The following is a 14412-nucleotide window of genomic DNA, read 5'->3' as shown; positions in this document are numbered from 1 at the left end:
TTAGGATGCCTTCTCACCTTCAGCGGGCTCTTCTTCCTTGCTTTCACTCATCATACTAAAACTAGAGGTTGACTCGAGTGCAGGGTTTGCACGGCTACTTTTCAGTTTAATTTGTAAACGTAACTCATTGGTTGAATCGGCATTACGCAGCGCTTCATCATACGAAATTGCGCCTTCGTTATATAAATCAAATAATGCCTGATCAAAAGTCTGCATACCAAGCTCACGTGATCTTGCCATAATTCCTTTTAATTCATGGAATTCACCTTTTAAAATCAAGTCTGAAATTAATGGTGTATTCAACATAATTTCAACAGCAGCACGGCGCCCTTTACCATCTTCTGTACGAATTAAACGTTGCGAAATAATCGCCTTCATATTAGACGATAAGTCCATAAGCAACTGATTTCTAAGCTCTTCTGGGAAGAAGTTAATAATTCGGCCCAAGGTTTGGTTGGCATTATTGGCATGCAAAGTCCCCAAACATAAGTGCCCTGTTTCAGCAAAGGCAATCGCATGTTCCATGGTTTCCGTATCACGGATCTCACCAATTAAAATAACATCGGGTGCTTGGCGCAAGGTATTTTTTAAGGCGTTGTGCCAAGAATGACAATCCACACCAACTTCACGGTGGGTAATCATCGATTTTTTATGCTTATGTACATATTCGACTGGGTCTTCAACCGTAATAATATGACCAGCCGAATTTTCATTGCGATGGTCAATCATGGCAGCCAAGGAAGTTGACTTACCAGAGCCTGTACCACCAACAACCAATACCAAACCACGTTTTTCCATAATCACATGCTTAAGTGATTCGGGCAATTTTAACTGGGTAAATGTTGGAATTTCATTGGTAATGGTACGAATGACCATACCTACATTTAATTGTTGCTGAAATACATTCACACGAAAACGTGAAATTTCTGGCACGCTAATCGCAAAGTTACATTCTAGTTCCGCATCAAACTCTTTACGTTGCTTTTCATTCATTAAGCTATATGCAAATAATTTGGTTTTATCTGGTGTTAAAGCTTGCTAACCAAAAGGCTTCATTAAACCTTGGTGCTTAATACTCGGTGGAAAATCTGCCGTAATGAATAAGTCAGAACCGCCGTACTCAACAACTTTGGTTAACATGTGGAACATTAAGCGACGTGCTTCTTCAAGCAACTCAGCTGAGTACATAGTGGTTTTCCCCAAACACAAAAAGCAGTAGACTTAATCGAGTAAAGCCTACTCATGATTATTTTTTAAAATTCAATTGTGCATGTTTTTTATTATGCGCTCAATTATAAACATCTAATTTTAAAACATTTTCTAATAAAAAATGTCTATATCATCATATTTATAGGTAAAATATTGACTTATGACCTTTTGTCGCTGGACTAAAATGCAAATGTAAACACAAAAGTGGCCAAGTCAAATACTCAGCCACTTCCAAAAGTTGATCATAATCTTCACGCGCTACGCTTTAAACTTTGAGTACGTAATTGTTCGGCAACTTCAAGTAAAAGATCCTCGGTTTTGCTCCATCCTAAGCAACCATCAGTTACAGATTGTCCATAACACATCTGGTCAGAAATTTTTTGTGCGCCATCCACCAAAAAGCTTTCTAACATAACACCACGGACATTACTTAACTGACGTTCTAATACAATTGTGCGTAGCACTTCAGGCTGTAACATTGGATCTTTACGGCTATTTCCATGGCTACAATCAATCACTAAAGCAGGCATTTCATGTTTAATTTTGGCTTGGATTTTTTCTATTTCAGCTAAGGCATAGTTTGGGCCAGCATTTGAACCGCGTAAAATTAAATGTGCTTTTGGATTACCTTTAGACATTAAAATACTTGGTAACCCAGATTGACTCATGCCCATGAATTGATGCGGTTGCGATGCAGATTGAATCGCATCTAAAGCAATTTGAATTGAGCCATCTGTACCATTTTTGAAGCCAATGCTATAAGGCATGTGACTCGAGATTTCACGGTGAATTTGTGATTCACTGGTGCGCGCACCAATTGCACCCCATGCCAATAAGTCATCGAAATAGGCTGTGGCCATTGGGCTTAAAATTTCTGATGCAATAGGTAAACCCATTTCGATAATTTGCAAATAAAGCTCACGTGACTTTTGTAAACCTGATTGCATATCAGATGAATTGTCTAAATTTGGATCATATAGGAAACCTTTCCAACCCACTGTGGTACGTGGTTTCTCAATGTATGCACGCATCACAAGGAATATTTGGTCTTGAACTTGTACCTGAATTTTTTTGAGTTTTTCTGCATATTCAAGTGCAGCAACTGGGTCATGAATTGAGCATGGTCCAGTAATGACCATTAAACGGCGATCTTTGCCTTCGAGTATATTTTGTATAGTTTGACGCTGAGTCGCAATTTGCATTGCCAATGTATTTGAAAGTGGTAATTGCGCTTTCAATTGGTGCGGTAAGCTTAAAATAGTTTCTGTTGTAACAGTTTTTTCTAATGTGATATTTAAGGCATTCATTGGTCATTCCTTTGGACTGTGCGCATGACAGTCCGATCTTTTATTTGAGCGTTATGGGTCTAAGGGATTGCTGGCTGAGTGTCATAAATTGACTAAAGTAAAACCAATATGCGCTGCTAAAATATGAATAGTTAAAAGTCATCATGTCTAATCTTCCAAAAGTGTTATAAAAATCGAGATATAAAAAAACCTGATCAGGGTTGCCGATCAGGTATAAACTTGGTGGGCAACCATTTTCCGTGCCCGAACGCGTTCAGGCAATTATCTAAATTGCCAAAAATAATAGTAAGCGTTTGAGATTAATGGTTGCTTTAACATCTTGATTTCATCAAAAGGTATCTGTCTGAAAATTAAAATACGCTGTATTCAATACTTTGACAATAGCATTTCAATAAATTATTGCTAAATATTTACACTATTTTTTGCTCAAAAGCACATTTTAGCTATATTTATAGTTCATCTACTGTTTTTAATATTTAAATCATTTTTCTCGACGGGTCTAAATTATGCTGAACGACAAACAGGCTGATGTTTCTGTAGTATAAAAAGCATCAATCCTTCAAAAACTCAGAATTGATGCTTTCTCATCGAGTTTAAACTCTATTGCTTAATTTAACCGAATAAAGCCTGTAAACGTGTTTTGGCTTTAGTAGCATAATATTTTGCTTCTGCTTTCCAGTCATTAGGTAATGATGCTTTCGCCAAACGTACCCAAACACTGCCAAACTGCTTCATAAAGCTGGCTTCATTGTAGTTAATACCATATTCAGCACACAACGCTTTAATTTTTGGCGCAACTTCGGCATAACGGTTGGCTGGCATGTCTGGGAATAAATGATGCTCAACCTGATGGCTTAAGTTACCACTTAAAATATGCAACCACTGTGTGCCAGTGAAATTGCTCGAACCACGGATTTGTCGTAAATACCATTCTGCGCGGGTTTCGTTCTCGGTATTGTCCATTTCAAAAGTTTCAGCATCTTCTGTGAAATGTCCGTTAAAAATGACAGCAGATGCCCATAAACTACGAATCACGTTTGCAACTGCATTACCTGCAAATACTGGGATTGCATTAGGCCCAGCAATTAATGGAAAAAATACATAGTCTTTTAGAATTTGGCGTTTCATTTTTTTACGGACATCGGCCGCTTCTTCCCACACTTGTGCCCAAGTTTTGGTTTTATACGCTATTACATCTTCTAAGTGTAAGCGTTGAATTCCAACATACCATTCAAAAAACACCATCAGTTGAATCGCAAGTGGAATATTAAACAAGAAGCGTGGCTCCCATTTTTGCGAATCACTCACTCGAATCAGTCCATAGCCAACGTCATGATCCATACCGACAATATTGGTATAGGTATGATGGACGTAATTATGGGTATATTTCCAATCTTGACCTGTGGCCATTGTATCCCAATCATAATTGGCACCATTCAAACTAGGATCGTTCAGCCAATCAAATTGACCATGCATCACATTGTGGCCAAGCTCCATGTTTTCAACGATTTTAGAGATACCTAATAACCCTGTAGCCAAGAGCCATACTGGTGGCACCCAACCTGCAAACATGAGCATGCCACGCGATGCAATTTCGCTATAACGTACAAAGTTACGAATTTTATAGATATATTGCGCATCTTTTTCATTGAGGCTGTCCATCACTTCACGACGGATGGCTTCAATTTTTGCGCCCAGCTCTTCTACTTGTTCAGAACTTAAGTAATGAGACTTGCTTTTTTCATTAAAAAATACGGGTTTATTCATTTTTATTACTCCCCAAAATACTTTATAGATTAATTACAACTGGACTGATGGCCTGAGAAATACACAATTTAATTTGTGTGTTATTGCCTTGGTCAATTTCACCTGTCAGCACATTGCGTACGGCGCCTTGCACTTTGGTACATGAGCAAGTGTTACAGATGCCAATTCGACAACCATGCGCTGGTTTTAATCCGGCCTTTTCAGCACTTTCAAGCAAGCTAGCATCTGCCATAAAGGTCTGCTGTGCACGTGCAAAAGTCACTTGTTGCGCCTCTAATGTGGGATCAATCGTTAACTGAAAATATTCAGTTTTCAGTTGGTTTTGTCGCTCAGTAGATTCATACAATGCATGTAAGTCTTGCATCATGCCCGCTGTACCGCAGGCATAGCACATGCGACTTTCAAAATCTGGGACCAAATGCTTCAGTAATTTTTCACTGAAGTGCAACTTGGTTTTGCTTGTATCGATAAGATGATATGTAAAGTTTTGGAACTGTTGATGCAAACTTTCAATTTCATGATGATAAGCACTGTCACGGCTAAAATAGATCATTTCAATTGATTGATTTTGCTTTAGTGCATGCTTCAGGAGTGAATAAATTGCAGTAATTCCACTGCCTGATGCGATCAGTAAAACTGGCTCTGTAGATGGTGTGTTTAACGTAAATTCGCCTTGTACTTGCGAAATTTCAATCACCGAATGGATCGGCATTGCTGCCAACGCATTTGAAACTACGCCCTGTTGTTTTACAGCAATATGAATGCCATATTCATCAATATTGATAATGCTATAGCTACGTTGCTGGCGCACACCTTTCACCACAACGGTGACTAAAAGCGATTGACCAGCCTGAAACTTACTTGCATCAAAATTATGATTTGGACGCAATATAAACTCATGAAAATCTTGGCTTAAAGCACGCTTTGAAACCAGCTCGGCTTTGACCTTTTTCCATGCCCATGTTGGATGAAATTTTTCTGCAACAAAGTCAACAAAATCTTCGCGAACCCATTCAGGTGTATAGACTGCTGTGTTCATATTGCCCCCTGTAAACTTATTAATATACATTTGTTCTTTTATTACTGGATACAATATAGTCGTTCGAAAAAATGGACTATGTCATTTCAGGTCAAAACAGGTGTTTTTCACACTTTTTATCATTTTTGTCTAACAATCAATGTAAAAAACCAAGCCGAAGCTTGGTTTTTAAATTTGACTAAATCACTAAGATTTAAGCTTATTCTGCAAAATTAACCACTGAACGAATAGATTTACCCTCATGCATTAAGTCAAAGGCTTCATTGATTTTATCTAGGCCCATCGTATGGGTTACAAACGGCTCAAGTTGAATATCGCCGTTCATTGCTTCTTCGACCATGCCTGGTAATTGTGAACGACCTTTTACGCCACCAAAAGCAGTCCCTTTCCATGAACGGCCAGTGACCAATTGGAATGGACGCGTAGAAATTTCTTGGCCAGCACCCGCCACACCAATAATAATTGATTGGCCCCAACCACGGTGTGCACATTCCAATGCAGAACGCATCACATTGGTATTACCAATACATTCAAAGGAGTGATCTACCCCCCAACCTGTCATTTCTACAATCACTTCTTGTACAGGACGATCGTGCTCTTTTGGATTAACAAAATCGGTCGCACCAAAATCTGCAGCCAATTTGAATTTTTCTGGGTTGGTATCTACCGCAATAATGCGGCCAGCTTTGGCTTTTTTTGCACCTTGTACAACAGCCAAACCAATACCACCTAAACCAAATACTGCAACTGTGTCGCCTTCTTGCACTTTAGCGGTATTTTTTACAGCACCTAGACCTGTTGTTACACCGCAGCCCAATAAGCAGACATGTTCATGGTTCGCTTCTGGGTTGATTTTTGCCAAAGACACTTCCGCAACAACGGTATATTCAGAGAAAGTCGAACATCCCATATAGTGGTAAATAGGTTGACCTTGGTAAGAAAAACGAGTCGTACCATCTGGCATTAAACCCTTACCTTGAGTTGCACGTACAGAAACGCATAAGTTGGTTTTACCAGACTTACAGAACAAACACTCACCGCACTCTGCTGTATAAAGTGGAATAACATGATCACCAGGTTTAACACTGGTAACACCTTCGCCAACTTCGACTACAACACCTGCACCTTCATGACCTAACACAGCAGGAAAAACGCCTTCAGGGTCATCACCAGATAAAGTAAATGCATCTGTATGACAAACCCCTGTATGACTGATTTTAACCAATACTTCACCCGCCTGAGGTGGTGCGACATCAATTTCTACAATTTTTAAGGGTTGACCTGGCCCAAATGCAACAGCAGCACGTGATTTCATAAGGATAACTTCCTGTAGAGGCTAAATTAACAGATGAGCTACAGTAACCGCTTTTTATTCGCAGAAGCAACCTTTAACATGGTGATATTCTGATCATAAAATTTATAGCGAAATAAATCATTTATGTATAAAGACATCACGCTAAAAACAGTTGTACTGCCCATCATGCTATTACCATTAGTGGGATGTAGTTTAGCTATGAATCAAGCACCAAAAGATAAGCCAATTTCTGTTTCATCGGCACATTGGTTAAATGATGAAAATAGCGCAGCAGCACTAGCCCAAGGTCAAACTGCATTTTTAGCTTTAGATGATGCTTTTATGAGTATTGCCTCTCGTATACATCTTATTCGGAATGCTAAGCACAATATCGACTTGCAATACTATATTTGGAAAGATGATTTTATTGGCCACATGATGTTGCAAGAATTACTAAAAGCTGCAGATCGTGGGGTAAAAGTTCGTTTATTAATTGATGATCAAAATGGAACTCAATTAGATGACACGCTAAAAGCACTGGCATCACATCCTAATTTTTCTATTAAGATTTTTAATCCTTATAAATACCGAAATTTTCGTGTCATTGATTACGCATTTCGCTTAAAGCAGATTAACCACCGCATGCACAATAAATTGATTATTGCGGATGGTGCAATTGCTGTAACGGGTGGCCGAAATATTAGCCGAGAATACTTTGATGCAAGTGAAAGCTTTCAATTTACCGATTTAGATATTTTGTTTTATGGCACAGCCGTACAAGAAGCCAACGCGGTTTTTCTACAATTTTGGAATGATGATCTGAGCTATAGCGTAACTCAACTTTTAGGATCCAGTTCTACGGCTGAATTAGCTCAGTTACAGCAACATTATGAACTGGATGCTGTGCGTAAAAATAATGTAGAGAATCGCATTGAATATGCACAAAAAGTTCTGTCAGCAGAGTTAAAACAAAAACAAATTCGCTGGGCAAATGCGCACTTTATCGCAGACCATCCTAATAAAATTCGTGGAACAGCGCATGATCAACAGCTCATTTATAAACAAATGCAGCACTTAATGGGCAACCCAAAACACAACATGGAATTGGTTTCGGCCTATTTTGTGCCTACTGAAAAAGGTACAGCTTACTTAGGTGCTTTAGCACAAAATAAGGTAAAAGTTCGTGTACTCACCAATTCCTTAGCTGCCAATGATGTCGCGGTCGTACACTCTTTTTACCAAAAATACCGTAAGGATTTACTCAAAAATGGTGTAAAACTTTATGAGTTTAAACCGTATATTGAACGTAATAAGCGCACATGGTATGAAATTGTTACGGGGAATATTATCCCAGCCAAAGGTAAAAATGCATCGAGTCTACATGCAAAATTCTTTGATATAGATGGAATGGTCTTTATTGGCTCATTTAATTTCGACCCACGATCAGCAAACTTGAATACTGAAGTTGGCTTAGTCGTTGAGTCTGAGCAATTACAAAATGAAATTTCTGCATCATTAGATCAATACCTTCCACATATTGCCTATGAAGTTAAACTGGATCAAAACAATGATTTAATTTGGTTAGATCGACAGGCAAATGGAACGATAAAAGAATTAAAACAAGAACCTGAGACAACTAAATTCCAAAGATTGAGTATGAAGTTCGTGTCTTATTTGCCACTTGAATGGATAATGTAATTGCAAATGAATGACATAATTAATTTTTCAGTGGCAAAATCATGAAGAGTTACCGCTGAATTCTAAATAAAGCCAAGCCTTTTAAATTTTTGATAAAAGCAATATTTTGAAATCCAGCATGTTTTAAAGCCTCTTCATGCTCATCAATTGACATATAAAGATCATTATTTTGCATCGCGTCAGGCGCAAAAATATGATCACAGACAAAATAAATGCTCTGTTTATGCATTAAACTTCGGATCGTCTGATGAAATTTATGTGCATGGCATTTATGACGTAGTTCATGTAATGCTTGATGGATAATGATAATATCAAACCGATTTTGAAGCTCTTCAGCAGTTTGTATATTTACATTCACATCTTTGTGTTGCGATTGGCTCAAATTGTTCAGCAATATATTTTCCCAGCGCTGTTTTTTAAAATCGCCCGTTATAAATTGGATTCTGTTCAGTTCTGATGCTGATAGTCTATTTTTAGCCAAGGTATGCATGGCGTCTGAGAAATCAAAAGCGGTGTATTGGATATTCGGGCAATGTTTTAACACATGGGACGCCAAATAACCCGGATCTGAACCCAGCTCCAAAATGCGGGCATTTGGCGCATGCTGTGATATTTCAGCAACATAATCGTCAAATATTTCATATCGCCACAGCCGCTTTACGTTGACTTCATTGGCACACTGCACTGCATCCGCTTCATTTCTAAGGTCGATCGGACTTAAAACATCTTCTATTATTTTTATAATCCCCATCATAATCTGTAATGCGTATTTGAATGCAGACTGATATGTATATGTTTATTCTTTATATAAAATAAAGATCAGTTCATGCAATCGTTTTACAGCTATATTTCATTGCTTTAAAATTGTATTTTCTCTGTGCCCCGCTATTATTGCGATTCTCCCTCCTATGCAATTTTTTGATTTAAGCCGACAATTTAATTTAAGTGATATTTTAACGCCAAATAAGACTTTAAACGACTTAGAAGCGCAAGAATGGATGCTCTCTAAAGTCCGTGTTGAACATGACTGCCTCTCTGAAAATGAACTGATTGAAGGACAAGCTGTTTTAAAGTCGAGCCAAAATATTCAAATTGAATTGGAATGGCTGATTCAAGATACAGGCTTCGAGTTGCAAGTATTATTCAAAGGCATTGAAACACCCGCTTCGAGTGAAACGTTAGTGCTAGTTAAAGGCGCGCAGTTAATAGATGTAAATGAACAGCAACTTTCTGCGCAAGCGCTAAGTCTGTGGATTGATGGTACCTTGTTGCCAATGATGCCGAATATCCGTAAAGAAATTAAAGCCCGTTTAAATCTGTGGGATTATGTTGAATATGATGGCTAATCATGCATTTTTTGCACGATCATTTCATTATGTTTTGTCGAATCCCAAATGTATATCTTTAAGATTTTTTAAATCACATTCCCCTAACCTGCATGTAATATTTTTTGTGCATTCAGGCATGTGACCAAAACATCGTAGACTTTTTTATCTATACACTGTGCGACATTAAAACGCATAAACTGATGTGCATTTTTCGCTTGGCTAAATGAATTGCCCGGAGCAAGAATAATACCGTTGGCCAGACAGCTTTTAGACAGTTCAGCTGCATCTATATGCGCAGGCAACTGACACCAAAGGAACATTCCTGCTTTGGGCATTGCGATAGGATGTATATCCAATGTTGCTAATTGCTTGACCGTTGCCATCATGTGTTTTTGTAGCTGCTTTTTAATCCATTCAATATGTCGGATATAACTGCTGTCCGTCAGTGTCTGATAAATAATTTCAGCATTCAAATGACTGGTATTGAAATGCGTCGCAATGTTGAGGTCGATGAGCTGATCAATCATGGCCTCTTGCGCAATAATATAACCGCAGCGCACGGCTGCAGAGAGGGTTTTGGTAAAACTGCCAATCTGTATCACCTGTTTTAAACCCAACAAGGTCAAATAGCGCGGTGCATGAAAATATTCCAATTCAGCAAAAATATCATCTTCAACAATCATTAAGCCATTTTGTTCTGCCAATTTTGCAATCTCGAAGGCAGTTTGCATTGAAAGCGTTGCACCTGTTGGGTTATGAATACCCGAATTGGTTAAATACAGTTTAGGCTGAAATTGCAATGCGTGTTTGAATGCTTCAATCTCTGGGCCATACTTGCCAAATGGCACAGCAATACAATTGAGCCTGTGCGCTTTTGCTAAAGCTCTAAAATTAAAATAACACGGGTCATCAATAATGATGTAATCACCCGCTTGTAATAAGTTTCTGAAAATTAAATCAATAGAATGCGTTGCAGAATCACTAATCAAAATTTGCTGCAGATTTAAATGCACATCATAAGCCTCACGCTTACGTGCAATATAGCGCCGTAAATCGGCATGGCCGTGTGGCGTAGAATAATCTAATAAAAAATGGCTTTCAGATTTCGCGACCAGTTTAAGTGCTTTACGAAGTGTTTGCTCAGGTAGCCATTCTTTAGGAAGCCAACCACAGCCGGGTTTAAGCATATTGTCATGTGCATCTAAAGACTGCCGTGAAATCCAGAGCGGGTCTACTTCTCGGCTATACTCAATTGTATGTTCTGCCAATAACGGGTTTGTGTTCGAGTTTTTGCGCACATAGTAGCCTGCACCTACGCGTGATTCCAACACTCCTGTACTCACAAGCCTCGCATAAGCCTCCACAATAGTTGAAACCGAGCAGTCCAACTGTTTTGCATATTGACGAACTGAAGGCACACGGCTGCCTTCAAGCAATTTTTTCTGCTCAATTAACAGCTTGATCTGCTCCATTGCCCATTCAATTTTTGTCATGTTTCATGCCCAGTATTCAATTTTTTCAATATTCACCTATGCGCTAAAATTATAAAAATATGCGCTTCAATGCAAATTGTATGGGTATTTTTAGCATAACAGTTATTTAAAATTGTACTGGACTGTATGTGTTTTATCGTCATGCCATGATTTACATTTTACTCACTTACTTAACTAAAAGATGAATAGAGCGAAAATGAACTTCAGGATTCAAAACATTCAAACAGGCTGGCTGCATGGCTTCATTGGTGTCGCTATTTTTGCAGGCTCTATGCCGGCAACACGTGTTGCCGTACAAGGTTTCAGCCCTGAATCTCTGACCGGTGCACGTGCTTGCATCGCTGCACTTCTGGCATTTATTTTATTGTATATGCTTAAACAGCCCAAACCATCTGCCCAGCAAATTAAATCTTTGTGCATTGTATCGATTGGTGTCGTCATTGGTTTTCCGCTATTTACTGCGCTTGCTTTACAAACTCAAACAGCAGCCAATTCACTCATTTTTGTGGCTTTACTGCCCTTAGCAACTGCATTTTTTGCTGTACTTCGCGCAAAAGAAATACCGCAGTTGACCTTTTGGCTCTATGCAGGCGCTGGTAGCGCTTTGGTGATTTTCTTTATGCTACAACAGTCTGGCATGCATGGTCTGACACTCAGCGATCTTTATATGATTATTGCCGTACTGCTTTGCGGTTTAGGTTATGCAGAAGGTGGGGTACTGTCTCGGACTTTAGGCGGATGGCAAGTGATTTGCTGGGCGCTCATTATGGCCTTACCGCTCATGTTCCCAATGTTTTTGGTGTATTTGCCTCATAATTTTCAACAGATACCAATAGCTGCTTATATAGGCTTGGCCTATGTTTCTATTTTTAGCATGCTGATTGGATTTTTCTTTTGGTACAAGGGTTTAGCGCTAGGCGGTATTGCCAAAATTGGCCAAATTCAGCTGATTCAGCCTTTTATTGGCCTGATGCTTTGCGCCGTACTGTTAAATGAGCATATTAGCCTGCTGATGATTGCTGTATCTCTGGCTGTGGTCAGCTGTGTGGTAATGGCCAAAAAGCACGCATAAAAAATCACACGCTATGTTTAACTCAAAAACAATGGGATGACTGACCAATACATTGCTATTGTTCAGTCAAAATTTTGCTAAAAAAATTGATACAGTAAAGCGCATGGGCAAACAGCCTTTGCAGCTCCAAACAAAAGAATAAAATCCAAAAATAAAAAGGAAACACCATGAATCCACAAACTTGGCAAAAAATAAGAACGGTTTTTTCACATGCTCAACGTGCAGCCATGCACTGTTCAATTGCGAGTGTTGATGCAGCTATGCAGCCGAATATTACCCCTATCGGTACGCTTTTTTTGCATGAAACAGAATTTTCAGGCTTTTTCTTCGATAGCTATGCTGAAAGCTTAGGCCAAAACTTAGCAGTGAATCCCAAAGCCTGCATCCAAGCAATTAATAGCAGCAAATTGTTTTGGTTAAGTTCTTTGCTGAAAGGGCAATTTTTAGATTATCCAGGTGTACGTTTATCCGTGACTATTGGCGAAAAAAGATCTGCAACGACTGAAGAATTACACTTGGTACAGCAGCGTATCCGCATGCTGAAGTGGACAAAAGGCAGTAAATTAATTTGGAATGACTTTAACCATGTACGTGATTTTCAAGTCCATGCCCATAAATGGGTTGAATATCCCCAAATGATGCCATGAACATCATTCCATTTAGATCTGTACGCACCCAAAACTTACTAATAGTTTGTTTATTTCCAATAGTTACTTTAGTTGATAAAAGATTATATAAAACCAATCTCTTTAAAAAGCTGGTTATATGCTTCTGCCTTCTTTTCTAGCGCTAGTGGATATGCCCTGGAGGTAGATGGCATTCTATATAATCTAATAGGCCGATCTGCAAAAAAAGTATCAATCGCTTGGCCAATTTGCGGTTTTTCAGTCCCTGCAGGCATAGAGAGCATTAATGTATCTGTTGCTTTATCCCCCGTAGTCATAATGCTTTGGCAATGAGGCATCTGTTCCAACATATTTTTAATATCAGATGTTTGATGGATTTGCAGAAATTTATCAGATGCATTGCCTTTTAATCGGATCACTTGATATGCCGTATCAAAAATACCAATCCCTGTTTCAGTTAAAAAATCTCGGATTTTTTGTTCTTGAAACGTTTTATTTTCAACATTCAAAAAATAGTTTTTGTCCTGAAAAAAACATAAGCCAAATATTTTCCACATATCGTTTTGGAAGTTTGGGTAATAAAAGTCCATTTTCCAGCGATATTCAGGTGGCGGAAAACTACCAAGCATCAACAATTTTGCATTTTTTGGCAAAAAAGGCTCAAGCGGATGCGTTTCTATATAAGGTTCAGAATCAGACATAGGTGAGATAAATACATAAATAAGAAGTTTATATTAAATCGCTTGACGAATTTTTTCTGCAACTTGGGAACCCCAAATCTGGTAGACCTCTTTGCTGGGGTGAAAGCCATCTTCAGCCATACTCAAATTGAGCATTTTATATTGCGCCAAATCATATTCAATTAACTGCATATTCGAGTGCAGTTTAACGAAAGCTCTCAACTTTTGATTCATTTGAGCTGCATATTGACCAAACAACCAGCCTAATGGATTGGGAAGTGCCGGAAACTCATTCATCGGTGGTACGCCTGTTGCGACCACTAATTGGGGGCTAAATTTTGATTCAATTAATGTATAAAGTTGTTTTTGTTTGGCAATCCAATTTTTTGCACCCATGAATTGAGTAACATCATTTACGCCGACAGATGTAATTACGACATCGTAAGGAGTACTTGGCAAAGTATTTATATTTTGCATAATTTTAGTGCTGTTATCGCCAGATTTAGCCTGTAAACACCAATGCACAGTAAAATGTTTATCCAATTTTTGTAAAATGGCACCCAATAAGGCATCCTGCTGTGTTTCTACGCCTACACCTGCAGCCGCAGAATCACCAACAATTAATAGTGACAATATAGGGCCTGAACCTTGCTGCCCTTGGCGATCGCCTGTTGCTTCGGGTAAGCGGGGTGTATTTTTTTTAACACTTAGCCCTTGTACTACAATTGCTGGGAGCAAAGCTAAAGTCGCTACGCGTAGAAACATAATAAAGGCCTATATCAAAGTGATGGGTAAGTTTTGTGATCTATTATGACATAAGTGCCTATTTATACAGCCAAAGCAAATAAAACTCAGCATTCAGTTTCTAGTAATTTCGGGCGTTTTTCTGTCATTTACTC

12 protein-coding genes and 1 pseudogene are annotated in these 14412 nt (G+C 38.7%); 4 read left to right on the top strand and 9 right to left on the bottom strand.

Features of this window, described 5'->3' with window-relative positions:
• The 5 genes and pseudogenes from EXE29_RS00910 to EXE29_RS00890 all read right to left on the bottom strand — a co-directional run bounded on the left by EXE29_RS00910 (position 1) and on the right by EXE29_RS00890 (position 6637).
• A pseudogene (locus tag EXE29_RS00910) lies at positions 1–1188 on the bottom strand (PilT/PilU family type 4a pilus ATPase).
• A 272-nt stretch (positions 1189–1460) separates the two neighbouring features.
• Entirely contained in the window at positions 1461–2516 is a 1056-nt protein-coding gene (locus tag EXE29_RS00905; protein WP_120363672.1) for a 3-deoxy-7-phosphoheptulonate synthase, read from the bottom strand.
• Between the two features lie 612 nt (positions 2517–3128).
• A complete protein-coding gene (locus tag EXE29_RS00900; RefSeq protein ID WP_120363671.1) occupies positions 3129–4283 on the bottom strand; it encodes a fatty acid desaturase family protein in 1155 nt (384 codons plus the stop codon).
• A gap of 22 nt (positions 4284–4305) precedes the next feature.
• Positions 4306–5322 carry a flavin reductase family protein gene (locus tag EXE29_RS00895; RefSeq protein ID WP_120363670.1) on the bottom strand — a complete coding sequence of 339 codons (1017 nt, stop codon included), beginning with the start codon at positions 5320–5322 and terminating at the stop codon, positions 4306–4308.
• A 199-nt stretch (positions 5323–5521) separates the two neighbouring features.
• A complete protein-coding gene (locus tag EXE29_RS00890) occupies positions 5522–6637 on the bottom strand; it encodes an S-(hydroxymethyl)glutathione dehydrogenase/class III alcohol dehydrogenase (RefSeq protein ID WP_120363669.1) in 1116 nt (371 codons plus the stop codon).
• Positions 6638–6802: 165 nt separating this feature from the next.
• Between EXE29_RS00890 and EXE29_RS00885 the strand changes: the two genes are divergently transcribed.
• Entirely contained in the window at positions 6803–8314 is a 1512-nt protein-coding gene (locus tag EXE29_RS00885) for a phospholipase D family protein (RefSeq protein WP_120363770.1), read from the top strand.
• A gap of 49 nt (positions 8315–8363) precedes the next feature.
• On the opposite strand, the gene EXE29_RS00880 is transcribed toward EXE29_RS00885, so the two are convergent.
• Positions 8364–9068 carry a class I SAM-dependent methyltransferase gene (locus EXE29_RS00880; protein ID WP_228198694.1) on the bottom strand — a complete coding sequence of 235 codons (705 nt, stop codon included), beginning with the start codon at positions 9066–9068 and terminating at the stop codon, positions 8364–8366.
• Positions 9069–9222: 154 nt separating this feature from the next.
• Here EXE29_RS00880 and EXE29_RS00875 point away from each other — a divergent pair, with 154 nt between their 5' ends.
• Entirely contained in the window at positions 9223–9660 is a 438-nt protein-coding gene (locus EXE29_RS00875) for a hypothetical protein (protein WP_120363668.1), read from the top strand.
• 83 nt (positions 9661–9743) lie between these two features.
• On the opposite strand, the gene EXE29_RS00870 is transcribed toward EXE29_RS00875, so the two are convergent.
• Complete coding sequence (locus EXE29_RS00870) at positions 9744–11135, bottom strand: aminotransferase-like domain-containing protein (RefSeq protein WP_120363667.1); 1392 nt, start codon at positions 11133–11135, stop codon at positions 9744–9746.
• A gap of 208 nt (positions 11136–11343) precedes the next feature.
• Here EXE29_RS00870 and EXE29_RS00865 point away from each other — a divergent pair, with 208 nt between their 5' ends.
• Positions 11344–12207 (top strand): DMT family transporter, encoded by an 864-nt coding sequence (locus EXE29_RS00865; RefSeq protein WP_120363768.1) that lies wholly within the window; start codon positions 11344–11346, stop codon positions 12205–12207.
• Between the two features lie 167 nt (positions 12208–12374).
• Positions 12375–12854 carry a pyridoxamine 5'-phosphate oxidase family protein gene (locus EXE29_RS00860; protein ID WP_120363666.1) on the top strand — a complete coding sequence of 160 codons (480 nt, stop codon included), beginning with the start codon at positions 12375–12377 and terminating at the stop codon, positions 12852–12854.
• An 83-nt stretch (positions 12855–12937) separates the two neighbouring features.
• On the opposite strand, the gene EXE29_RS00855 is transcribed toward EXE29_RS00860, so the two are convergent.
• Positions 12938–13534: a uracil-DNA glycosylase family protein gene (locus EXE29_RS00855; RefSeq protein ID WP_120363665.1), complete on the bottom strand. Its 597-nt coding sequence runs from the start codon at positions 13532–13534 to the stop codon at positions 12938–12940.
• A 33-nt stretch (positions 13535–13567) separates the two neighbouring features.
• Complete coding sequence (locus EXE29_RS00850; protein WP_120363664.1) at positions 13568–14278, bottom strand: SGNH/GDSL hydrolase family protein; 711 nt, start codon at positions 14276–14278, stop codon at positions 13568–13570.
• Positions 14279–14412 lie beyond the last annotated feature (134 nt).

The organism is Acinetobacter sp. WCHAc060006 (genome assembly GCF_004209135.1).
GTDB lineage: Bacteria > Pseudomonadota > Gammaproteobacteria > Pseudomonadales > Moraxellaceae > Acinetobacter > Acinetobacter cumulans.
This window is presented reverse-complemented; position numbering and strand designations above follow the sequence as displayed.

Excerpts from the sequence above, each read along its gene's own strand:
- EXE29_RS00890 (WP_120363669.1), bottom strand. The coding sequence starts at position 6,637 with ATGAAATCACGTGCTGCTGTTGCATTTGGGCCAGGTCAACCCTTAAAA.
- EXE29_RS00895 (WP_120363670.1), bottom strand. The coding sequence starts at position 5,322 with ATGAACACAGCAGTCTATACACCTGAATGGGTTCGCGAAGATTTTGTT.
- EXE29_RS00905 (WP_120363672.1), bottom strand. The coding sequence starts at position 2,516 with ATGAATGCCTTAAATATCACATTAGAAAAAACTGTTACAACAGAAACT.
- EXE29_RS00880 (WP_228198694.1), bottom strand. The coding sequence starts at position 9,068 with ATGATGGGGATTATAAAAATAATAGAAGATGTTTTAAGTCCGATCGAC.
- EXE29_RS00855 (WP_120363665.1), bottom strand. The coding sequence starts at position 13,534 with ATGTCTGATTCTGAACCTTATATAGAAACGCATCCGCTTGAGCCTTTT.
- EXE29_RS00850 (WP_120363664.1), bottom strand. The coding sequence starts at position 14,278 with ATGTTTCTACGCGTAGCGACTTTAGCTTTGCTCCCAGCAATTGTAGTA.
- EXE29_RS00885 (WP_120363770.1), top strand. The coding sequence starts at position 6,803 with ATGCTATTACCATTAGTGGGATGTAGTTTAGCTATGAATCAAGCACCA.
- EXE29_RS00900 (WP_120363671.1), bottom strand. The coding sequence starts at position 4,283 with ATGAATAAACCCGTATTTTTTAATGAAAAAAGCAAGTCTCATTACTTA.
- EXE29_RS00875 (WP_120363668.1), top strand. The coding sequence starts at position 9,223 with ATGCAATTTTTTGATTTAAGCCGACAATTTAATTTAAGTGATATTTTA.
- EXE29_RS00860 (WP_120363666.1), top strand. The coding sequence starts at position 12,375 with ATGAATCCACAAACTTGGCAAAAAATAAGAACGGTTTTTTCACATGCT.
- EXE29_RS00870 (WP_120363667.1), bottom strand. The coding sequence starts at position 11,135 with ATGACAAAAATTGAATGGGCAATGGAGCAGATCAAGCTGTTAATTGAG.